This is a genomic window from Streptomyces antioxidans, assembly GCF_000968685.2.
Taxonomy (GTDB): Bacteria; Actinomycetota; Actinomycetes; order Streptomycetales; family Streptomycetaceae; genus Streptomyces; species Streptomyces antioxidans.
In genome coordinates, this window is record NZ_LAKD02000027.1 from 173,376 (window position 1) to 194,302 (window position 20,927).

At 70.3% G+C, this 20,927-nt stretch carries 20 protein-coding genes; 13 read left to right on the forward strand and 7 right to left on the reverse strand.

Annotated elements, in window-relative coordinates; all coding sequences use genetic code 11:
- The first annotated feature begins 164 nt into the window (after positions 1 to 164).
- The 7 genes from VT50_RS10935 to VT50_RS10965 all read left to right on the forward strand — a co-directional run bounded on the left by VT50_RS10935 (position 165) and on the right by VT50_RS10965 (position 7,701).
- Entirely contained in the window at positions 165 to 1,337 is a 1,173-nt protein-coding gene (locus VT50_RS10935) for an NAD(P)/FAD-dependent oxidoreductase (RefSeq protein WP_046084104.1), read from the forward strand.
- 29 nt (positions 1,338 to 1,366) lie between these two features.
- The gene (hglS, locus tag VT50_RS10940) at positions 1,367 to 2,764 is read left to right on the forward strand and encodes a 2-oxoadipate dioxygenase/decarboxylase (RefSeq protein ID WP_046084105.1); all 1,398 of its coding nucleotides are present in this window, start codon (positions 1,367 to 1,369) and stop codon (positions 2,762 to 2,764) included.
- 23 nt (positions 2,765 to 2,787) lie between these two features.
- Complete coding sequence (gene amaB / locus VT50_RS10945; RefSeq protein WP_046084106.1) at positions 2,788 to 4,317, forward strand: L-piperidine-6-carboxylate dehydrogenase; 1,530 nt, start codon at positions 2,788 to 2,790, stop codon at positions 4,315 to 4,317.
- A gap of 402 nt (positions 4,318 to 4,719) precedes the next feature.
- The gene (locus VT50_RS10950; RefSeq protein ID WP_046084197.1) at positions 4,720 to 5,487 is read left to right on the forward strand and encodes a peptidoglycan-binding protein; all 768 of its coding nucleotides are present in this window, start codon (positions 4,720 to 4,722) and stop codon (positions 5,485 to 5,487) included.
- Entirely contained in the window at positions 5,484 to 6,368 is an 885-nt protein-coding gene (locus tag VT50_RS10955) for a helix-turn-helix domain-containing protein (RefSeq protein ID WP_046084107.1), read from the forward strand. Before VT50_RS10950 ends, VT50_RS10955 begins: the two co-directional genes overlap by 4 nt.
- 281 nt (positions 6,369 to 6,649) lie before the next feature.
- Positions 6,650 to 7,195 carry an MPN domain-containing protein gene (locus VT50_RS10960; RefSeq protein ID WP_240529123.1) on the forward strand — a complete coding sequence of 182 codons (546 nt, stop codon included), beginning with the start codon at positions 6,650 to 6,652 and terminating at the stop codon, positions 7,193 to 7,195.
- Between the two features lie 71 nt (positions 7,196 to 7,266).
- A complete protein-coding gene (locus tag VT50_RS10965) occupies positions 7,267 to 7,701 on the forward strand; it encodes a VOC family protein (protein WP_240529124.1) in 435 nt (144 codons plus the stop codon).
- A 44-nt stretch (positions 7,702 to 7,745) separates the two neighbouring features.
- On the opposite strand, the gene VT50_RS10970 is transcribed toward VT50_RS10965, so the two are convergent.
- Positions 7,746 to 8,276 (reverse strand): GNAT family N-acetyltransferase, encoded by a 531-nt coding sequence (locus VT50_RS10970; RefSeq protein WP_046084109.1) that lies wholly within the window; start codon positions 8,274 to 8,276, stop codon positions 7,746 to 7,748.
- Between the two features lie 224 nt (positions 8,277 to 8,500).
- Between VT50_RS10970 and VT50_RS10975 the strand changes: the two genes are divergently transcribed.
- The 3 genes from VT50_RS10975 (at position 8,501) to VT50_RS10985 (ending at position 11,767) form a co-directional block, all read left to right on the forward strand.
- The gene (locus tag VT50_RS10975; RefSeq protein ID WP_240529125.1) at positions 8,501 to 10,099 is read left to right on the forward strand and encodes an FAD-binding oxidoreductase; all 1,599 of its coding nucleotides are present in this window, start codon (positions 8,501 to 8,503) and stop codon (positions 10,097 to 10,099) included.
- A gap of 114 nt (positions 10,100 to 10,213) precedes the next feature.
- Positions 10,214 to 11,491: an MFS transporter gene (locus VT50_RS10980; RefSeq protein WP_046084110.1), complete on the forward strand. Its 1,278-nt coding sequence runs from the start codon at positions 10,214 to 10,216 to the stop codon at positions 11,489 to 11,491.
- Positions 11,492 to 11,533: 42 nt separating this feature from the next.
- Positions 11,534 to 11,767 carry a hypothetical protein gene (locus tag VT50_RS10985; protein WP_046084111.1) on the forward strand — a complete coding sequence of 78 codons (234 nt, stop codon included), beginning with the start codon at positions 11,534 to 11,536 and terminating at the stop codon, positions 11,765 to 11,767.
- Between the two features lie 302 nt (positions 11,768 to 12,069).
- Here the strand turns inward: VT50_RS10985 and VT50_RS10990 are convergent, their stop codons facing one another.
- From VT50_RS10990 to VT50_RS11015, 6 genes are all read right to left on the reverse strand, one after another.
- A complete protein-coding gene (locus tag VT50_RS10990; RefSeq protein WP_046084112.1) occupies positions 12,070 to 12,939 on the reverse strand; it encodes an ABC transporter permease in 870 nt (289 codons plus the stop codon).
- Positions 12,899 to 13,753 (reverse strand): ABC transporter ATP-binding protein, encoded by an 855-nt coding sequence (locus VT50_RS10995; RefSeq protein WP_046084113.1) that lies wholly within the window; start codon positions 13,751 to 13,753, stop codon positions 12,899 to 12,901. The genes VT50_RS10990 and VT50_RS10995 overlap by 41 nt, the downstream gene beginning before the upstream one ends.
- The gene (locus VT50_RS11000) at positions 13,750 to 14,205 is read right to left on the reverse strand and encodes a MarR family winged helix-turn-helix transcriptional regulator (RefSeq protein WP_046084114.1); all 456 of its coding nucleotides are present in this window, start codon (positions 14,203 to 14,205) and stop codon (positions 13,750 to 13,752) included. The genes VT50_RS10995 and VT50_RS11000 overlap by 4 nt, the downstream gene beginning before the upstream one ends.
- 91 nt (positions 14,206 to 14,296) lie before the next feature.
- The gene (locus VT50_RS11005) at positions 14,297 to 15,169 is read right to left on the reverse strand and encodes an ABC transporter permease (RefSeq protein ID WP_206269389.1); all 873 of its coding nucleotides are present in this window, start codon (positions 15,167 to 15,169) and stop codon (positions 14,297 to 14,299) included.
- Positions 15,170 to 15,171: 2 nt separating this feature from the next.
- Positions 15,172 to 16,116 carry an ABC transporter permease gene (locus VT50_RS11010; RefSeq protein ID WP_046084115.1) on the reverse strand — a complete coding sequence of 315 codons (945 nt, stop codon included), beginning with the start codon at positions 16,114 to 16,116 and terminating at the stop codon, positions 15,172 to 15,174.
- A gap of 10 nt (positions 16,117 to 16,126) precedes the next feature.
- On the reverse strand, positions 16,127 to 17,500 hold the full coding sequence (locus VT50_RS11015) for an ABC transporter substrate-binding protein (RefSeq protein ID WP_078840532.1): 1,374 nt from the start codon (positions 17,498 to 17,500) through the stop codon (positions 16,127 to 16,129).
- 157 nt (positions 17,501 to 17,657) lie between these two features.
- Between VT50_RS11015 and VT50_RS11020 the strand changes: the two genes are divergently transcribed.
- The 3 genes from VT50_RS11020 (at position 17,658) to VT50_RS11030 (ending at position 20,922) form a co-directional block, all read left to right on the forward strand.
- Positions 17,658 to 19,610, forward strand: a complete 1,953-nt coding sequence (locus VT50_RS11020) for an alpha-L-arabinofuranosidase C-terminal domain-containing protein (protein WP_046084116.1) — start codon at positions 17,658 to 17,660, stop codon at positions 19,608 to 19,610.
- A 10-nt stretch (positions 19,611 to 19,620) separates the two neighbouring features.
- Positions 19,621 to 20,091 (forward strand): DUF6924 domain-containing protein, encoded by a 471-nt coding sequence (locus VT50_RS11025; protein ID WP_053048412.1) that lies wholly within the window; start codon positions 19,621 to 19,623, stop codon positions 20,089 to 20,091.
- 99 nt (positions 20,092 to 20,190) lie between these two features.
- Positions 20,191 to 20,922 (forward strand): GntR family transcriptional regulator, encoded by a 732-nt coding sequence (locus VT50_RS11030; RefSeq protein WP_046084117.1) that lies wholly within the window; start codon positions 20,191 to 20,193, stop codon positions 20,920 to 20,922.
- Positions 20,923 to 20,927 lie beyond the last annotated feature (5 nt).

Genomic DNA, 20,927 nt, shown 5'->3' on the forward strand with positions numbered 1-20,927 from the left:
CTAAAAGATCAGAAGCATGGACCGTTGATGGACGTCAACGTTTGGTGTGCTGCACGATGACGCAGAGATAGCTGATCGGCGTCGCTCCGTCCTGACAGCCCTGCCGCCCCCGGGCATGGACCCGTCCTCGCCCGGCGGGGTGGCCTCTGCTAGGGAGTGGTCTGTTGTCCTCCTCCGCCTTCCGCACCGTTCCCGCCTCCGCCGACGTTGTGATCATCGGTGGCGGTGTGATGGGTGCGAGCACCGCGTTTCACCTCGCCGAGGCCGGGGTGCCGAACATCGTCGTCGTCGAGCGCGGCGACCTCGCCTGCGGCAGTTCCGGCAAGCCGATCGGCGGCGTGCGCGCCCAGTTCTCCGATCCGCTCAACATCGAGCTGGGCAGCCGCAGCCTGCGTGCCTACCAGGAGTTCCACCACCGGCCGGGGGCCGACATCCGGCTCGACACCGTCGGGTACCTCTTCCTGCTCGACAGCGCACAGCAGGCGAGTGACTTCGAGGCGGGGGTCCGGCTCCAGAACGGCCTGGGCGTGCCGAGCCGCATGATCGCCCCCGAGGAGGCCCAGCGGCTGTGTCCCTACCTCAGCACCGATGGCCTCGTGGCCGCCGCGTACTCCCCCGCCGACGGACACGCCCGCCCCGGCCTTGTCGTCCAGGGGTACGCCGGGGCCGCGGCGCGGGCCGGGGTCACCGTCGCCACCCACACCACGGTGTCCGGCCTCGACACGGCCGGGGACCGGGTCGTCGGTGTGCACACCAGCCACGGGCGCATCGCGTGCTCCACCGTCATCTGCGCGGCGGGGGCCTGGTCGGCGCGGATCGGCGAGATGGCCGGGGTCAACCTCCCGGTCCGGCCGGTGAAGCGGCAGTTGGCGTTCACCGCGCCGATCGCGCCACCCGCCCCGCGCATCCCGTTCACCATCGACTTCTCCTCGACCGCCTACTTCCACAACAGCGATGACGGTCTGCTGCTCGGGCTGGCCGACCCCGGCCAGCAGGACGGCTTCGACACCACCTGGACCCCGGAGTGGCTGGAGCTGTTCCGCACCGTCGCCCGCCACCGCGCCCCGGCCCTGGCCACCATGGAGACCTCCGGCGGATGGGCCGGTCTGTACGAGGTCACACCGGACCACAACGCGCTGATAGGCCGCTCCGGTGAGCTTCCCAACTTCCTGTACGCGGCCGGGTTTTCCGGCCATGGCTTCCTTCAGGCGCCCGCGGTCGGCGAGGTCGTGCGCGATCTGTACCTGGAGCGGGAGCCGTTCACCGATGTCTCCCCGCTCAGCGCCGACCGGTTCCGCCACGGCGCCGGGACCCGCCCCGAAGCACATGTGGTGTGAACCGCGAACCCGAATCGAAAGGCCGAACCATGGCAACGCTGAGTCAGTGGCAGCTGAGGGCCGCGTTCGCGGCGCGGCTGTCGGAGATGTACGGGCAGGAGGTTCCCGCCTACACCACGCTCGTGGACGTATCGCGCGAGGTCAACGAGGACGTCCTGCGCGCACGGGGAGCCGACGCCGAACGCCTCGGGTCCATCGGCCGGGTGACGGCCGAGCGGCACGGGGCCATCCGTGTCGGCACACCACGGGAGTTGGGGCAAGTGGCCCGGATCTTCGGCGCCCTCGGCATGCATCCGGTGGGCTTCTACGATCTGCGGGAGGCCGCGGCCAGTGCCGTCCCCGTCGTCTCCACCGCCTTCCGGCCGGTGGACGGCGAGGAACTGGCGCGCAATCCCTTCCGGGTGTTCACCTCCCTGCTCACCCCGGCCGACCCCCGTTTCTTCGACGCCGAGCTGCGCTCGCGCCTGGAAGCCTTCCTCGCGGACCGCGAGCTCTTCTCCCCCGAGCTGCTGGCGCTGGCCGACCGTGCCTCCGCGGAGCGGGAGCTGCCCGGGGCGGAGGCCGAGCGGTTTCTGCACCTCGCCGTGGAGGTTTTCGAGCTGTCCGCGGAGCCGGTCGACAAGGGCTGGTACGAGACCCTGGAGCGGATCTCCGCCGTGGCCGCGGACATCGGCGGGGTGCGCAGCACCCACATCAACCACCTCACCCCGCGCGTCCTCGACATCGACGAGCTGTACCGGCGGATGACCGACCGCGGCGTCGAGATGATCGACACCATCCAGGGCCCACCGGCCTGGAAGGGCCCCGATGTGCTACTGCGGCAGACCTCCTTCCGGGCGCTGGCCGAACCCCGCGCGATGCGCACCCCGAACGGCAGCGTCATCAGTGGCGCCCTGAGGGTCCGCTTCGGTGAGGTCGAGGCCCGGGGCATCGCCCTCACCCGCGAGGGCCGCGCCCTCTATGACGAACTCCTCGGCCAGGTGGACGAGAAGGCGTCCCAGAACCCCTCGGTTCCCCGTGGGGAGATCGCGCGCGGCGTGTGGGAGCGGCGGCTGCCCGGCAGCGAGCCGGAACTCGCCGCGAAGGGGCTGGCCTACTTCACCTACCACCTCCGCCCCGAGCGGCCCCGCGACGGCAGCAGGCCGCCCACGACCGTCGGCGAGCTGCTGCGGCAGGGCTGGGTGCGCGCCGAGCCCATCGTCTACGAGGACTTCCTGCCCCGCTCCGCCGCCGGGATCTTCCAGTCCAACCTCAGCGGCGAGGGCACCCGCCGCAGCGACCAGCAGGGCACGGCGTACGACGCGGACTGGCTCTCCGGCGCCATCGGCCGCGATGTCCTGGACCCCTACGCCCTCTACGCCCGGCAGCGGAACGACTCCCTCGCACACGTCGCCCATGAGCTGGGCCTCACCGACACCCTCAGCTGACCCCTCACCCCCGGAGGACCGCCATGACCAGCACCGCACTGCCCACCACGGACGACCTGCGCACCCGCGCCCGTACCGCCCTCGACCACATCGGCGTCGGCGTGGCCGAGGGCGGTGACTTCTCCGCCCGCACACCGCTCACCGGCGAGAACCTTTTCGGGCTGACCGCCGCCACCGACGCCGACACCGAAGACACCATCGCGGCCTCCCGTGCGGCCTTCCTCACCTGGCGGGCCACGCCCGCGCCGCGCCGTGGTGAACTCGTGCGCCGCCTCGGCGAGTTGCTGCGCGAGCACAAGAGCGACCTGGCCGACCTCGTCACCATCGAGGCGGGCAAGATCCGCTCCGAGGCGCTTGGCGAGGTCCAGGAGATGATCGACATCTGCGATTTCGCGGTCGGCCTGTCCCGGCAGCTGTACGGCCGTACGATCGCCTCCGAACGTCCCGGCCACCGGCTGGCCGAGACCTGGCACCCGCTCGGCGTGGTCGGCGTCATCTCCGCCTTCAACTTCCCCGCCGCCGTGTGGTCGTGGAACACCGCCGTCGCCCTCGTCTGCGGCGACACCGTGATCTGGAAGCCCTCGGAGCTCACCCCGCTGATCTCCCTGGCCTGCGACCACCTGCTCGCCCAGGCCGCCGACGAGGTCGGCGCGCCGCGCGACGTACACCGTCTGCTGCTCGGTGACCGCGCGGCCGGTGCGAAGCTCGTCGACGATCCACGGGTCGCCCTCGTCAGCGCCACCGGTTCCACCCGCATGGGGCGTGAGGTCGGCCCCCGTGTCGCCGCCCGCTTCGGCCGCAGCCTGCTGGAGCTCGGCGGCAACAACGCGGCGATCGTCGCCCCGTCCGCAGATCTCGACCTCGCCATCCAGGGCATCGTGTTCGCCGCGGCCGGAACCGCGGGCCAGCGCTGTACGACGCTGCGCCGCCTCATCGTCCACCGCGATATCGCCGACACCCTCGTCGAGCGGCTGACCACCGCCTACGGCAAGCTGCCCATCGGCGACCCGTTCGAGGACACCACACTGGTCGGTCCGCTCATCTCCGCCGCGGCCCTCGACACCATGAACAGCGCCCTCACCCGCGTCCAGGCCCAGGGCGGCAAGATCCTCGCGGGCGGCAACCGGCGCCTGGCCGAGGCCGCCCCCGCGGCCGCCTACGTCGAGCCGGTCCTCGTCCGCGTCGACGCACAGACCGATGTCGTACGGGAGGAGACCTTCGCACCGATCCTGTACGTGCTGACGTACGACACCCTCGAGGAGGCGATCGCGCTGCACAACGACGTCCCCCAGGGCCTGTCGTCCAGCATCTTCACCCGCGACCAGCGGGAAGCCGAGATCTTCCTGTCCGCCGCGGGCTCCGACTGCGGTATCGCCAACGTCAACATCGGCACCTCCGGAGCGGAGATCGGCGGTGCCTTCGGCGGCGAGAAGGACACCGGCGGCGGCCGGGAGTCCGGCTCCGACGCCTGGAAGGCGTATATGCGCTCGGCCACCAACACCATCAACTACTCCAGCGAACTCTCCCTCGCCCAGGGTGTCAGCTTCCTCTGACCGGGCACCTCTCCCGCTCATCCGCGGGACGGCGGCGGTCCGTCCTTCCCCCCGTGGAGGACGGACCGCCGCCGTGGTGCGGTGTGGCGGGTGGTGGGGGCGGCGCGGGGTGGACCGCGCCGCCCGGCTTGCGATACCGAGACTGCCGCCCCGCCCCGGCCACCCGCCAGGGCTTGCGGCGCATTGCGGAGTTCGGGGGACGTCCCACGCGCTGACCTGCACGGATACCATCCGCACAGACGCGCCGCCGGGACGCGCCGGGCCGGGGCCGGAGCGCGCACCGGCCCGAAGGGGTGCGGTGGGGCGGGCCGTGGAAGACCAAGAGGGGTTAAAGCGGCGGACCGGAGCTCATGGGAGGTGGATAATCCGGGCTCGCGGGACTCAATGCGTATGGGGTGGAACATGTCGCGTTGGAGGCCATTACCGGATCCGCTCGATGACCGGGTCCGGCAGCTGGTCGTGCAGTTACGCCGGTTGAAGGACCGTAGCGGGCTGGGACTGTCGTCGCTGGAGTCCAAGACCGGCTACAGCCGCTCCTCCTGGGAGCGCTACCTCAACGGGAAGGCGCTGCCACCACGGCAGGCGGTGGAGGAACTGGCCCGGGTAGGCGGCGTCGAGCCGACCCGTCTGCTGGTGCTCCACGAGGTGGCCGAGGCCGCGTGGCGGGAGAGGGCGGCGACGGCGGACGACGGGCCACCCGTGCCGTCGGAGACACCGGAACCACGGGCCGTACGCCCCCGGGTGCTGATCGGCGTCTGCGCGGCCGTGGCGCTCGGCGCCCTGCTCATCGGACTGCTGATCGCGGCACCCTGGAGGGGCGGAGGAGGCGGCGGAAACGGAGCGGCCGAGACAGAGCGCGGCGCGGCGGCCGGACCCTCGCACGGCACCTTCACCTACCGGCCGGGAAAGACCTACCCCTGCGCCATCAAGCGGGAGCGGGGACGGAGCTACGCGGGCTACAGCACCACCCGCACCGCCGTACTCTCCCAGCCGGGCTGGGGCGTCGTGGAAGCCCAGTGCCTCCTGCGCCACCTGGGCTTCGACCCCGGTGGCGCCGACGGTGTCTACGGGGAGAACACCACCCGGGCCGTCAAGCGACTGCAGAGGAGGGCCGGGCTGCCGCCCGACGGCATCGTCGGCCCGCACACCTGGCAGGTGCTGCGCCGATGAAGGACACCACCCCGCCCGCCACCGCATCCGCGTGCGCCCGCCTGGCCGCCGGGCTGCGCGAGCTCAGGACGCGTACCGGCCTGAGCATGGCGGCGCTCGCCGAGCGCACCACCTACAGCAAGTCCTCCTGGGAGCGCTACCTCAACGGCAAGCAACTCGCCCCGCGCCAAGCCGTCGAGGCGCTGTGCACGATGGCCGGTGAGCCGCCCGGACGTCTGCTGGCGCTGTGGGAGCTGGCCGACGGGGAGTGGAGCGGCCGGGCGGGCAGCCCGCCGCTCCCCGCGACCGCACACGCGACCGCGCGGCCCGAGCCCCCGGAGGCGACAGGCGGCCAGGGCCGCTCACCGCATCCGGCCGAGCCGGACCAACGGCACGGCAGGGGCGCGGGGTTGCGCGGATGGGCCGCCGTCGGCCTGGCCGCATGTGCGGCCGGGGCCGCCGTAGCAGTGGTGTGGGTGGCGGTCCTGGCGAACACGGGCTCGCGGGACTCCGCGGCGCACGGACCCTCGTCCACCGCACCACCGCCACCCGCCTGCCACGCGCGGGGCTGTGTCGGCAAGGACCCGGGACTGATGGGCTGCGGCACACCCTCACGGGTCCGCGCGCTCGGCCAGCCGCTCCGCACCTCCACGGGCGCACGGCTGGAGTTCAGATACAGCGCGGCGTGCTCCGCCGCATGGGCACGGATCTGGCACTCCCGCACCGGAAACGTCATCGAGGTGTCGGCTGACGGCGGCAGGCCGCAGCGGGCCGAGGTCACCGACGGCTACGACACACAGAACTACGTCTTCACGCCCATGGTCGACGGCACGGACCCCGCCACGCTGCGGGTGTGTTTCGAACCGAGACTCCACGGCACCCGGGAGTGCTTCGGCCGGTGACCACGCTTCACCCGCTGACGCGTTTCACCCACTGACATCCTTCGCCCGCTGACGTCCTTCGCCCGCTGACCAGGCGGGCCACCGTGCGCGGGGCCCGGACGGAGCCGAAGTCCGCACATGACGTTTGAGTCCAAAAGAATACCGGGGTACAGTACGACGGCTCCGCACCCCCCACCGCATTCGACATCCACACCCCTAGGTGGTTTGACATGCGCGCGTCGCAATTAGGTGAATGTTGTACGGTCCTGGTAGAGGATCGGGCCCTCGACGCGTTTCTCGAGGTGGCCGTCGATGAGTACCAGCGCATCACCTCTGACACACCGCTGCCGTGCTTCGCCCTCCTCGTGGGCTCGGCGGACCAGACGACCTTGACCGTCGAGCGCGTCGCGTTCGGCCGCAACGCCCGCACCACCGACCCGGCCGCGCGCCGTGAGTTCACCGAGTCGATCGTGCCGCTCTTCGGCCCGGCGTACGAGAACGAGACACGTGGCTGGTGGATCGACTCCCACGACCTGCTGCGGGCCTCGCGCGAGGCCGAGGCCGACGGTCTGGAGATCCTGGGGTCCGTACATATGCACCCCGACTGGCATCGCATCGGCCCGCCGGAGGAGCGGCAGCTCATCCTCAGCGAGCGCCCGACCCCGATGGATCAGCACGCCTTCGGCAACACCGGCTGGCCCGTCAACCTCATCTGCTACCTGGAACGTCGCGGCGGCGTCATGTACCACGCCCTCGCCGCCTGGGCCCCGCCCCCGCCGGAGAACCCCCATCTGCCATGCGCCGAACTCCCGCTGCGGATACGGACCAGGGCCGTGGCCGCCGTGTGAGTCCGATGACCCTCATGATTCCCGCCCCCGACCGGCCACCCCGCCCGTTTCCCACCGCTGGAGGAATTGCCATGTCTGACGCGTCCACCCCGGACCGGCCCAAACTGCGGCATCTGGCCATCGTCGCCCGTGACCCCGAGAAGCTGGCCGAGTTCTACGGCGGAATCTTCGAGATGGAGCTCTTCCACCGGGATCCCGATGGCAGCTGCTTCCTCTCCGACGGGTATCTCACCCTCGCGCTGATCAAGCACCAGCTCGACGGCGACACCCCGTTGGGCATGAACCACTTCGGTTTCCACGTCGCCGACACCTCCGAGACATCCGCCGCTCTGGTCGCCTCGGGCGCCGATGAGCCCGCCGAGCGCTTCACCAACCGCCCGTTCGCCGAGTATCGGGCCATCGACCCGGAGGGCAACTGGTTCGACCTCTCCGCCCATGGCTTCGGCGGCCCCCGCCCGGCCGCCGAGGCGGACGGCGAAACGGGCGCTGCGACGGACGGCGAGTAACGGGCGCGGGGCGCCGCACCGTACGGTGCGGCGCCCCGCGCACATCAGCCGACCCGCCGCGCCAGCACCTGCCCCGGCCACTCCCCGTGCAGGAAGCTCTCGGTGGGCGTGAAACCGTTGCGCTCGTAGAACGCGACGAGTTCACCCCCGCCACCCGCCCAGCAATCCACCCGCAGCAGCTCCACCCCGGCCCGCCGGGTCTCCTCCGCGGCGTGGAGCAGCAGCGCCGCCCCGATGCCACGGCCCGCGTGTCGCCGGTCGGAGATCAGCAGCCTGACGTACCGCTCGGGTTCACCGGCCGGGGCGATCGGCATCTGCGGGCTGGGCCCGGAGTCCAGCACCAGGGCTCCGACGGGTGCCCCGTCCGACTCCGCGACGAAGGGGACGTTCTCGCTCAGATACCCCTCGACCCGCGCCACTCCGCCGGACCGCCGCGAGTACGGGATCGTGCCCCACTGCTCGGTGTTGCCGCGATCGTTCATCCAGACCACCGCGGCGTCGAGCATGTCCAGCACAGCTGGCGCGTCGTGCGGATTGCCCGGTCTGATCCGTATGGTGCCCGTGGTGTCGTTCACGGTGGAAGTCTAGGCAGAAGGCGGTGGCGCCTGACCGCGCCGCCCGAACGGCCGAGCTCTGCTTTTCGTACCGGCCGGAGCATTCAGCGGCAGGTCCGCATCCTTTCGGGTTGCCGGGCCGGTCGGCGGCAGCCGATGTGCGGCCGCGCTGGCCGGGGATCGGTTGACTTGGCGCGGGCGGAGGCGAACACGTCTCCGGAGCGCGTCATATGAGGGCGGCCACGTTGATCAACAGACGGAACGTACTGCGGGCGGGCACGGTCGGTGTGCTGGGCACGGAGATGGTGGCTTCGCACTCACCGACCGCCGCCGCCACCCCATCCCCCGATGTGGAGCGGCGAGTCAGTGAGCGGGACTGGGAGCTGCTGGCCCGGGCGCTGTCGTCACGTTCCACGCTCTACCGGCCGGGGGACTCCGGCTATCCGCCGCTGGCGCTTCCGTTCAACCATCGGTACGCCGGGATCCGTCCCGCTGGAATCGTGGCATGCGGCGCCACCAGGGACGTCCGTACGGCGGTCCGCTGGGCCCGGGCCGTGGGGCTGCCCGCCGTGCCCCGCTCCGGGCTGGGCCACAACTACGCCGGGTACTCCGCCACCACCGGTCTGCTGCTCACCATGGCTCGTATGAACGGCATCGACTCCACGCCGGTGCCGGGTCCCCGCTCCCGGACCCGGACGTACGGGCGGATCAAGGTCGTTCATGACGCGGGTACCGTCACGGTCGGGGCGGGGGTCACCAACGGCGATCTGCATCCGATGCTGGAGGACCGCGGCATGTTCGTGCCGACCGGCCGCTGCCCCACGGTCGGGGTGGCCGGGCTGGTGCTCGGCGGCGGGATCGGCTTCAGCGACAAGATGTTCGGCCTGACCTGCGACCGGCTGGTCTCGACGACGGTGGTGCTGGCCGACGGCGAAGTGGTGGAGGCCAGTCAGGACTCGCACTCCGACCTCTTCTGGGGCTGCCGCGGCGGCGCGGGGAACAACTTCGGTGTCAACACCTCCTTTACCCTCCAGTACGAGCGGTTCCAGGGCGATGTGGGCTTCTACCAGCTGAGCTGGAGCCTGGACTCGGCGCTGCCGGTGATGGCCGCCGCGCAGCGGATCGCCGTGGACACCCTGGCCGACAGGCGGTTCCACCTCCGCGTCGGCATGGGCACTCATGGGCACACCAGGGACGAGATCCGCGCCAACGCGGGCGTCAATGCCATCGGCCAGTACTACGGCGATCTGGCGGAGTTGCGCGGGATCCTGGCTCCGCTGCTCGCCATCGGCACGGCCGAGGAGCGGGCCCGCAACAGCGCGTCGGTCCGCGAGGTCACCCCGGGTGAGGCGAGTGTGCTACTGAGCGCCACCACACCGGTCCAGCAGTTCGCGGCCAAGTCGGCGGTGCTGACCACCCGGACGCTCCTCTCCGATGACCAGGTCGCCGCCGCCGCCGAACAGCTGCTGGAATGGCCCGGCAGTGACAATGAGGACGGGGCCGGGTTCGCCATGTTCGCCCTCGGTGGCGAGATCAACCAAGTGCCGCCGGACGCCACGGCGTTCGTCCACCGCAACGCCGTGTTCATCCTCGCCGCCGAGACCTCGTGGGCGGACTACGATCCGCCCCGCGTCGCCACGGCGAACCTCCAGTGGCTCCCCGAGTTCTACCACGCCGTCTTCGGCGGTACGCCTCCCCCGCACTCCTACCAGAACTTCCCGGATCCCACCCTGAAGGACTGGCGGCGGGCCTACTACGGGGCGAACTACGACCGGCTGGTGCGGGTGAACCACAGATACGATCCGACCAACTTCTTCAGCTACCCGCAAGCCATCGGCACCTGACCTCCCGCGGGCTTGACAAGCCGATCAGTCCCTTCTTACGTTGCTCATCTTGCCCTTTTCGGGGCGGGGTCGCATGGACCGTGGTGCGGCTGGGACGTCCCGAGGGGTTCCGCGGTGCGCGCTTGGCTCCCCGACACCCGTGGCCACCGGCGGCTGTTCTCCGCACTGTCCATCGACGCCCTGGGCACCGGTCTCTTCCTGCCGTTCTCCATCCTCTACTTCACCGCCACGACCGACCTGACCCTCGGCAGGGTCGGACTGGCCTTGTCCATCGGCGCGTTGGTGCGCATTCCCGCGACACCGGGTGCCGGGATGTTCTGCGACCGGTTCGGCGCGCGCCGCACGGTGGTCCTCTCCAACCTCACCCAAGCGGTCGGGTTCTTCAACTACCTCTTGGTGGACTCCTTCGGCCATCTGCTCATCGCCGCGGTCGTCGTGCAGCTCGGCAACTCGGCCTTCTGGGTGGCCTATCCGGGGCTGGTGCATGACATCGCCGGGGGACAGCGCCAGGAGTCCTGGTTCGCCGTGATCACCTCGCTGCGCCATGCGGGGCTCGGCCTCGGCGCTCTCGGCGCGAGCCTCGCCGTCGCGGTCGGCGGCACGAACGGATACATCGCGATCGTCGCCGTCAACGCCCTGTCGTTCGCCACCGCGGCGATCCTGACCGTGCTCGACACCTCGGACGGCGCTCGCGCCGCTCCCGACAACGCCACACCAGAACACGACGTGTCCTCGGAAGCCGCCCCCATGAGCGGCTGGGCGAGCACCCTGCGGGACCGGCCGTTCCTCGGCTTCGTCGTGCTCAACTTCGGTCTCGCCCTGCTCTCGCTCGCCTTCGGCCTCGGCGTACCCGTCTTCCTGGTCGACACGGTGCACCTGCCGCCGTGGATACCCGGCACCGTCCTCGCGGTCAACGCCGTACTCGGCGCGGTGGGCGCCACGCCGGTCGGCGCCGCCATCACGGGGCGCAGCCGAAGCGGCGGTCTCATAGCCTCCCAGGCCATCGTCGGCTGTGCGTTCATGGCGGTGCTGTGCTGCGCGTACGTGCCCTCGGCAGTCGGCGTGTGCCTCGCCCTCGCCGCGGTCGTCCTGATGACCCTCGGCGAACTCGTCCAGATCCTGATCGTGTCCCCCACCGTCAACGACTGTGCCACCGCGGCGAGCCGCGGCCGGTACAACTCGCTCTCCCAGATGGCCTTCAGCATCGGCGATGTCGTCACCCCCGCCCTCATGACCACGCTTCTCGCCCATGGACCGGCCGCCACCTGGATACCGCTGGCGGCCCTCGCAGTCGTAGACATGCTCGGCGTCGCGCTGCTCGCCCACCACCTCCCCGCGATGCGGCGACGCATCAACCAGCCCGGCGTCGCCGAACTCGAGGGCTTCCGGTAGCCGCCGACGGGCGGGCTGGGACTGGGCGGGGGCTGGAGCATCATGATCGGCGAGCCGGCGCGTCACAAGAACGAGGGGCTGCTGCGGGCGCACGGCCGTGCCCTCGCGGCCTCCGCTGGCCGGTTCATCCCGGTCAACGACATCGGCACCACACAGGCCGACATCCGCGTGATCGGACGGGAGACCTCGCCGGTGTGCGCGGCCGGGGATCCCTCTCCCCTGACGGCGCTGGGGGTGCTGGATCGGCCCTGGCCGGTCTGCTGGCCGCGGGGCTGATCGTGGCGGACACCGACCCCGGCCGGGCAGACGCCGTCGCGGCCCGGTACGGCGCTCGGGTCGTCGCGCCGGAGGCGGCGCCGACGGTCGGATGCGATGTGCTGGCGCCCTGCGGGCTGGGCAGTGTCATGACCGACGAGACGCTGCCGCGGCTGGGCTGCCGCATCATCGCCGGAGGCGCCAACAATGTCCTGGCCACGCCCGCCCACGCCGCCATGCTCCAGGCGCGCGGGCGTATACCACCGCGGACGCCGCCACCGCACTCGCCCGGGCACGACTGCGTCCGTGACCCGGCGCACGGGTCAGCGGGCCAGCCGTCCCAGCAGCGAGGAGGCCGCGGTGATTCCGGCCGCCGCGGCCAGCACCAGGACGGCGTAGTCGAGTGCGAGGTGGTGCGGGGTGCCGAGCAGCAGTCCGCGCAACGCGTCGACCTGGTAGCTCAGTGGATTGGCCTTGCTGATGGCCTGGAGCCAGCCGGGCATGAGCGCCACCGGGTACAGCGCGCTGGAGCCGAAGAACAGCGGCATCGTGATGGCCTGTCCGATGCCCATCAGCCGGTCGCGGGTCAGCACGATCCCCGCGATGGTCATGGACAGGCAGGAGAAGAAGGCCGAGCCGAGGATCACCGCCACGGCCACCCCGAGGAGCCGCAGTGGATTCCAGGTCAGCGCCACCCCGAGCGCCGCCGCGATGGCGATCACCACGACCGCCTGGATCAGCGCCTTGACTCCGGACGCGAATGCCTTGCCGGTGATCAGGGCGGCTCGCGGGGTCGGGGTGACCAGCAGTTTGGTGAGGATCCCGGCGTCCCTCTCCCAGATGATCTGGATCCCGTAGAAGATGGCGATGAACATCGCGGACTGGGCGATGATGCCGGGCGCCAGATAGTCGATGTACGGCGTGCCGCCGGTCGGTATGGCCTTGAGCCGGGTGAAGGTCTCGCCGAAGATCAGCAGCCAAAGAGCGGGCTGGACGGCCCGGGTGTACAGCTCGGTGCGGTCGTGGCGCAGCTTCTGGAGCTCGACCACGCACATCGCGACGACCCGCGTGGGCAGCATCCGCCAGCCGGTGCGGACGCGTGGCGGGGTCAGCAGTGGATCGGGGCGGCCGTCCGGTGCGGGCCCGGCGGCGTCAGCCGACCCGGGACGCGGTGCGACGGGTGCTTCGGACATCGCGGAAATCTCCTCCCTGCTCGTCGAGACCACTCCCCGCGACGTCCCGGAAGACGTCCTCCAGGGTCGGCTTCGGCTCGGCCTCGCCCTCCGCCCGGCGGCGTTCGGCCAGCTCGGAGCGGAGTTCATGGGGCGTGCCGAGGGCGTGGACGCGGCCTCGGTGCATCAGCGCGACCCGGTCGCAGTACTGGTCGGCCTCGTCCATGTAGTGCGTGGTGACGAGCACGGTCATCCCGGTGGCCGCCCGCACCGCGTTGATGTGCTCCCACACGCTGGTCCGGGCGATCGGGTCCAGGCCGATCGTCGGCTCGTCCAGCATCAGCAGCCGGGGCGCGCTGACCAGCGCCTGGGCCAGCTCGAGACGGCGGATCATGCCGCCGGAGTAGGTCTTGGCGAGCCGGTCGGCCGCCGCGGTGAGATCGACCGCCGCCAGCACCCGCGCCACGCGCTCGGCCCGCTCCCGCCGGGTGACGTCGAAGACGCGGGCGAACAGCTCCACGTTCTCCCGGCCGGTGAGCCCGGCGTCGGCGGACAGCTGCTGCGGTACGTAGCCCAGCAGCCTGCGGACCGCCATCCGCTCCTTCGCCGGGTCGTGCCCGAACACCCGCACCATGCCGACGGGGACCGGCAGCAGGGTGGTGATGCAGCGGATCGCGGTGGTCTTGCCCGCTCCATTGGGTCCGAGCAGGCCGAAGACCTCGCCCGCCCGGACCGTCAGCTCCAGGTCGTCGACGGCCGTGGTCTCCCCGAACGCGTAGCGCAGGCCGTCGCAGACGAGCGCGACCGGGGCGGTGCTCCTGGGGGCGTCGGTCATATCCCTTCCACCTCCTCATGAAGGTTCTCGGCCAGCTTGCGCAGCGCCGGAACGGCGGCGGCAAGCGCCGCCCGTTCGCTCTCCGACAGCTTCACCACCTGCTCACGGACCAGCGCCCCGCGCCGGGCCTGCCACTCCCGCAGCCGGGCCACGGCGGCGGGGGTGGCCGTCAACCGGGCTGAGCGCCGGTCCTCGGGGTCGGTCTCGCGGTGCAGATAGCCCGCCTTCACCAGCTGGTTGACCAGGGTGGAGACCGAGTTGCCCGCGAGGTAGAGCTCCTTGGCCGCGGCCGACACCCGGACCCCTGGCTGGGCCATGACCAGCCGCAACAGCTCCACCTGGGCACCGCGCAGCCGCGGCTCCGGCATCCCGGCCCGCAGCCGCCGCCGGATCAGCCGCTGGACGCCGCCCAGGACGTCGGCGAACGAGTCGGGGAACTCCTCTGTGGCCATGCCCCCACTTTACCTCTCAGTGAGAGGTAATTGCCCACCACACCAGCCCTCCCCGCCAGAGGGGGGCGGATCCCGCCGGGGAAGCCCCGGTTCAGCGGCGCAGCAGGCTCGCGGTGAGGCCATCGGCCACCAGCTGGAATCCCAGCACCAGCAGGGTGACGGCGGCCATCGGACCGATCGCGTACCAGGGGTTCTGCGCGAGGAAGTTCATGCTTCCCTGGAGGAGCGAGCCCAGGGAGGGGGCCGGCGGCCGGATGCCGAGGCCGACGTAACTCATGCCGCCCTCGATGAAGACCGCGGTCGACATGGACAGGGCGAACTGGACGATCAGCGGGTCGAGGCCGTTGGGCAGGATGTGGCGCACCAGTATCCGCACCCGGCCCGAACCGATGGCCGTGGCCGCGACGACATAGTCGCGCTGGCGTTCGCCGACGACCGACGACCGGATGAGCCGGCCGAACAACGGCACGTTGACCAGCGCGATGGTCACCATGACCGCGGTGGCTCCGGAGCCGATGATCATGGCGACGGTGACGCCCGCGATGAGCGCGGTGAACGACAGCATCACATCGAACAGCCTCTGTATGACGGTGTCGAGCCACCGGGCCAGTCCGCTCGCGAGGCCGATGAGGATCCCGGCGAGGGCACCGACCGGGACGGCGATGAGGGTGGCGAACACGTCCTGGCGCAGCCCGTACAGCACCCGGGAGAACAGGTCGCGGCCGTACTCGTCGGTGCCGAGCGGATGCGCGGCCGACGGATGGGCGAGGGCGAGCGGTCCTTGCCGAGCCGGCGAGGCGGGCGCCAGCAGCGGGGCCAGCACACCGGCCAGAACGAGCACCACGACGAGCGCGAGGCCCATGCTCAGTACCGGCCGGCGCAGCAGCCGCGACCAGCCTCCGCCACGGACGACTGCGGCGGTAGTGGCCGTCGGCGGTGTCTCGGTGGCGGCGGTGGTGGTCATGCTCACTCCATCCTGAGTCGGGGATCGACGGCCGCGTGCAGCAGATCGGTCACGGTCTGCAGGACGACGAACACCGTGACCGTGATGAGCAGCAGGTTCTGGACGACGAAGTAGTCGCTGCTCTTGAGGGAGTCGATGATGAGCTGACCCACCCCCGGCCAGGCGAAGATGGCCTCCACCACGATCGCCCCGCCGAGCATCTGGCCGATCTGGATGCCGAGGACGGTCAGCACCGGTGGCAGGGCGTTCGGAAGCGCGTGGCACAGCACGATCCGTCGCCGCCGCAGGCCCTTCGCCGTGCCGATGCGGATGTAGTCCTCGCCGAAGACCCGCCGGATCGACGTCGACAGGAAGCGGGCGAGTACGGCGGCGGCGGGGAGGGCCAGGGCGAGGGCCGGCATGATCAGGTACTGCACCCCGATCTCCGGGTCCGCGAGCACCGAGACATGGCCGCCCGCGGGCAGGATCCGATGGGTGATGGCGAACACCATCACCAGGAGCACTCCACTGACGTACGGCGGTATCGCGAAGGCCAGTGCGGTGGCCGCGGCGGTCGCGCCACGGAGGAGGCGGCCCCTGGCCACGCCGAGGACGAGCCCGGCCAGACCGCCGAGCAGGACCGCCAGGACAACGGCGCCGAGGGTGAGTTCGAGGGGGTTGCCGAGGCCGTTGCCGATCAGGGTGGCGACCGGCACGCCCCGTACGTAGGAGTCGCCGAGGTCGCCGGTCAGCACCCCGCCGAGCCAGGTCAGGTACTGCTGCGGCAACGGGGCGTCCAGCCCCAGCTGGTGCCGGACGGCGGACACGGTCCTGGCGGAGGCGTCCGGGCCCGCGGCGAGCACGGCGGGGTCGCCGGTCGCCAGGTGCAGCACGCCGAAGACCACGACCGACGCGATGGCGAGCACCGCGAGGGCCGAGGGGACACGCCGGAGGGCGTAGCGAAGCATGAGGTCCTCCTCATGCCAGATAGGCATGGTCGAGGTCGATGCCGTCGTACATGGTCCAGGCCAGACCTTTGAGCGACGCCTGAATGGCATACGTATGGGTGCTGTTGATCAGGTCGATGACGAATTGCTGCTCGAGGAACAGCTGGTTGAGATCCCGGTAGGCCGTGGTCAGGGCGTCGCCCTTGCCGGTCCAGATCTCATCGGCCAGGCGGCCGTACTCGGGATCGCGGAAGTTGGACGCGTTCTGCCGGGCGTTGAACGGCCAGGCGCCCTTGACGAGGGTCGAGGGCGTCAGCTGCCCGAAGCCGTGGCCGTTCACGAACAGGCCGGGGATCTTCCCGCTGACGAACATCTTCTGGTACTCGGCGTCCTGCTTGGGCTGCAGTCGGCAGGTGAGTCCGACGTCCTCGAGGTTCGCCTGCACGATCTGGGCGATCGCGGCGTTCGTCGCGAGGGTGTTGCTGTAGTACAGGTCAACCGTGGCGTCGGCCGCACCGGACTGTCGCAGCAGGCGCTTCGCCTTCTCCGGGTTGAGCGTGTAGGCCGCTGCCCGGTCGGGGTCCCACGCGGCCGTCCCGGGTGACCACGGCAGGCTGCTCGGGCGGCCGATGCCGCCCAGCGCCTGGGCGAGGATCCGTTCCCGGTCGATCGCCCAGGCCACCGCCTGCCGTACCCCGACCTTGTCCAGCGGGGGGACCTCGACGTTGGCACCGATGTAGTAGGTGAGGTCGTGGGCGTCGGACTGCACGAGGCGGAACCCCGGCCGGTCGCGGATACCGGCGGCGTCCAGCGGCGACAGATCGAGGGCCAGATGCGTCTGTCCGGAGCGCAGGGAGGCCACGGCGGAGGACAACTGCGCGGCGATCGCGATCTCGATGCCGTCGAGGTAGGGGCGGCCGGGTTTCCAGTAGTGGCGGTTGCGTTTCAGCGAGATGGACGAGCCCGGCTTGTAGGAATTGACGGTGAACGGCCCGGTGCCGATGATCTCCCGTCCCGAGGCGAGCTCGGCCACCGACTCGCGGTCGATCAGGACCATCATCCCGAACATGTCCCACACATTGCCGACGGCCTTGCCGAAGCCCACCGTGACCTCGTGATCGCCGGTCCGCTCGGCCGAAGTGACCTGCTGGGCAACGGACTTGACCTGAGTGCTGGTGGTGTCCTTGGTCAGGTGGTCCAGGACGAACACGACGTCGTCGGGCCCGAAGGGGCGGCCCGAGTGGAACGTCACATCGTCGCGCAGCTGAAACACATGGGTCCGTGCGCCGCGGCGTGCACGGTGGGCCGCGACATGCCCGTGGCGTCCATCAGGTCCCCGGAGGACATCTCCGCCCGCCCCGGCAGCCTGGAAGGCTAGCGCACGCCTTAAATAAACTACTCTCATAAAAACGAACACCGCAGCTCAGACACCGGCGCTCACCCCAGGCCCGGACGCCTCTCACAAGAACCCCACAAAGACATCTTTTACGTTCCTGTCAACGGAGACGCCACAGCTCGTAGGAGGTCGCGTCGTACACCCGCCGTGAGGAGCGAGAGGGAACATGAGCGAGATGAGCCGGCGCCACTTCCTGTACGGCGCGGTCGCGGTGGCGGCCGGTGTCACGGGCACCGGATGCACCCCCGAGGACGAGCAGGGGAAAGGCGACCCGGGTGGCGCACCCGTCATCACCATCGACGCCCACGGGCGATCGTTCAAGGTGAGCCCGTATATGACCGGGGTGAACGGGGCCAAGTGGTACGACGACGCCTACGGAATGTGGGACTCGGAGCACAACCGTCCCGCCCCGGGCATCGTCGAGAAGATCAAGAGGTCCGGGGTCGGGATGATCCGCTATCCCGGTGGCACCTCGTCCAACCTCTTCAACTGGAAGGGGGCCATAGGCCCGCAAGCTGACCGGACCCGCCAGCTCGAGGGAAAGCACGGCGCCACCGTCGACAGCCGGTTCGGGCCCGACGAGTACATGGCCTTCATGCGGGAGGTTGGCGCGACGCCGCAGATCATGGCACCGTTCGCCAACTCGACCCCGGGGGAAATCGCCGACTGGGTCGCGTACATGAACGCCCCGCGAGGGACCAAGTGGGGAGACCTGCGGGCGCGGAACGGCCACCCCGAGCCCTACGGCGTGCACTACTGGGAGATCGGCAACGAGCTGTTCGGCAAGTACCAGCGCTACTGGATGAGCGCGGACGACGACAAGGCCATGCGGCAGTACGCCTTCGGCGGCACCCAGCGGCAGAAGCGCCAGCACGTCGGAACGCCCACCGACCACCGGCCCACCGCCTCGGTCAGCAACGGCCAGCCGAACCAGACCTTCACCGTCTGGTACCCACCCGTCGTCCCCAAGAGCCAGACCATCCGCGTCGGCGACACCACATGGCACGGCGTCGCCAACCTCGGCTCGGCGGGGGCCGACGACCCCGTATACACCTTCGACCCGAGCAGCGGCACGATCCACTTCGGCGACGGCCGACACGGGAAGATTCCCCAGAAGGGCTTGAAGATCACCGCCGACTACGACTCCGGTCCCCACGCCGGATTCGTCGACTACTACACCAAGATGAAGGCGGTCGATCCCACGATCGACGTGCTCGCCGTCTGGGCGCCCATCGAGGCGGGGAAGCTCGCGGCCGGGAAGGGCTTCCCCGAACTCCTCGCCGAGCACGGCCACGCCGACAAGTACGACGGCATGGCCATCCACCCCTACACCAACTTCTCACGGGATCTGAAAGCCACCGGCTTCCCGGACAAGCGGGCCGGACACGACTACCAGATGCTCGGCGAAGCGGCCGCCGCCAAGATGGTCTCCGACCTCACCGCGCAGCTACACGAACACGGCAAGGACGGCGCTTACGTCGCGGTGTCCGAGTGCGGCGCCCTCTTCTTCGGAGGAGAGCGCGACTCCGACGACTATCCCCAGTTCTCCTACGCCATGTCGCACGCGCTCTACATGGCGTCGCAGTGGGCCCGGTTCGCCGACCTCGGCGTCCGCTGGACCGCGAGCAACGATCTGATCGGGGAGAAGCCGGGACTCTCCCGGACACTCTTCGGCGGCGCACCCGGCTTCGTGCGTACCCCCGACGCGATCGTGCGCGAGCAGCTCAGCGACTTCTTCCACGGCGGCGGACACGTCGTGGACAGCGAAGTGAGGAGCAACGCCGAGGTCTCCACCCGGGAGACACCGCTGGGCTCGTCGTATGAAGCGCTGGTCACCACCGCCGCTGTCGACAAGGACGGAGCACTCAGCGTCCTCGTCGTCAACCGCTCACCGGGCAAGGACATCACGTCCCGGGTCGAGCTGGGGAATTTCCAACACGCCGATACGGCCGACGTGTCCGTGGTGGCGGGCACGGCCTACGACGGTTTCAACAGCGGCGACCACCCCGACGCCGTCACGATCAAGAAGTCCCACGCCACGGCGAAGGGCGACTCACTGAACTGGACCTTCGCGGCACACTCGGTCACGCTCCTGCGCTTCCCACCAGAACGTCCGTAGAGGATTTCCCATGTCCCATCCCTCCATGCTCCCGGCCACCGACTCCACGCATCGGGACTTCGAGTCCGAAGCCCTCGTCGTGCGCACGGACCATTCGGACGCCGAAGCATGGCGGGCCGTCGTCGACCTGCTCGATCAACCCGACCGCAACGGGTTCGAGGTGCGCACCTTCCTGGTGGACAACCCCTCGTTCACCGGGGCGAGTCCGGATGATGTGCTCTCCGCTGTCGCCGCCTCCGAGCCAGCGCTCGAGGTCGTGTTCCTGGCCGACGCCGCCACCATGACGGGTGAGCACACCCTGCTCGCGGTGTCGACCAGGAGCCAGGAGCTGGAGGAGGGCGACATGGAGCTCTCCCGCGAGTTCCGTCTCCTGCCCCCGGACGTCAATCCGATGCATGTGAACCTGGCCATCGGACACATGGACTTCTGGGAGTTCGCGTATCACGCGTCACTCGCCGCGGACGGCATCCTCCGCCTGTGATCGCGTACGCCGCCCCTCGCGGGGCGGCCTGTGTTACGGCCATGGGTCATATCCATCCAACGTATTGACATATCAATTGGGTGAGATCACTCTCTTCGCATGACCGAACGTGACCTCCCGCTGTACGAGCAGATCCGCCGGGAGCTGGAGGGCAACATCCGGGACGGCCGGTGGCAGCCCGGGACCCGGGTGCCCACCGAGGCCGAGCTCGGGGAACAGTTCGGTGTCTCGCGGATCACCGTGCAGCGCGCGCTGCGCGAGCTCGCGGACGCCGGGCTGGTCGTCCGGTACCGCAGGCACGGCACGTTCGTCGCACAGACCACCGATGAGGAGAACCTGCTGCGCTCGGCGGGCGTGCTGACCAGCGGTCCCGAAACCCACGGCGACCACCGGGTGATCAGCGCCAAGGTGCTGCCCTCGGGCGGCGCGGCCCTGCGGCTGCCGGGCCTGGACGACAATGACGCCGTCGTACAGCTCGACCGCCATAAGCTCAGCCCCGACGGCAGTCGCGTGACCAGCACGGAGCTCGCCGTGCTGCCCTTCCGATTCGCCCCCGACCTGCTCGACCAGGATCTGGTCACCATCACGAGCCATATGTACCTCCGCGACCGCGGGGTGCCACTGCTGCGCTCGCGGCTCTATGTGGAGCCGTACGCCCTGGACGAGGAGCACGCCGGGCTCTTCGGTCTGAAGCCGGGCACCGCGGTCTTCCGCTGGCTGCGGGTCACCTGGGCGGAGAACGACGAAGTGGTCGAACACCTCCGAATCATCCTGCCGACCGACACATCCCGCTTCTACGTGGAGACCTCGCTCCAAGGCCCCCTCCGCTGACTTCT

Coding starts and splice junctions, on each gene's coding strand:
- VT50_RS10965 (WP_240529124.1), top strand. CDS start 7,267: ATGTCTGACGCGTCCACCCCGGACCGGCCCAAACTGCGGCATCTGGCC.
- VT50_RS11030 (WP_046084117.1), top strand. CDS start 20,191: ATGACCGAACGTGACCTCCCGCTGTACGAGCAGATCCGCCGGGAGCTG.
- VT50_RS10995 (WP_046084113.1), bottom strand. CDS start 13,753: ATGACCGACGCCCCCAGGAGCACCGCCCCGGTCGCGCTCGTCTGCGAC.
- VT50_RS10985 (WP_046084111.1), top strand. CDS start 11,534: ATGATCGGCGAGCCGGCGCGTCACAAGAACGAGGGGCTGCTGCGGGCG.
- VT50_RS10955 (WP_046084107.1), top strand. CDS start 5,484: ATGAAGGACACCACCCCGCCCGCCACCGCATCCGCGTGCGCCCGCCTG.
- VT50_RS11010 (WP_046084115.1), bottom strand. CDS start 16,116: ATGCTTCGCTACGCCCTCCGGCGTGTCCCCTCGGCCCTCGCGGTGCTC.
- VT50_RS10950 (WP_046084197.1), top strand. CDS start 4,720: ATGTCGCGTTGGAGGCCATTACCGGATCCGCTCGATGACCGGGTCCGG.
- VT50_RS10990 (WP_046084112.1), bottom strand. CDS start 12,939: ATGTCCGAAGCACCCGTCGCACCGCGTCCCGGGTCGGCTGACGCCGCC.
- VT50_RS11000 (WP_046084114.1), bottom strand. CDS start 14,205: ATGGCCACAGAGGAGTTCCCCGACTCGTTCGCCGACGTCCTGGGCGGC.
- VT50_RS11005 (WP_206269389.1), bottom strand. CDS start 15,169: ATGACCACCACCGCCGCCACCGAGACACCGCCGACGGCCACTACCGCC.
- VT50_RS11020 (WP_046084116.1), top strand. CDS start 17,658: ATGAGCGAGATGAGCCGGCGCCACTTCCTGTACGGCGCGGTCGCGGTG.
- amaB (WP_046084106.1), top strand. CDS start 2,788: ATGACCAGCACCGCACTGCCCACCACGGACGACCTGCGCACCCGCGCC.
- hglS (WP_046084105.1), top strand. CDS start 1,367: ATGGCAACGCTGAGTCAGTGGCAGCTGAGGGCCGCGTTCGCGGCGCGG.
- VT50_RS11025 (WP_053048412.1), top strand. CDS start 19,621: ATGTCCCATCCCTCCATGCTCCCGGCCACCGACTCCACGCATCGGGAC.
- VT50_RS11015 (WP_078840532.1), bottom strand. CDS start 17,500: ATGAGAGTAGTTTATTTAAGGCGTGCGCTAGCCTTCCAGGCTGCCGGG.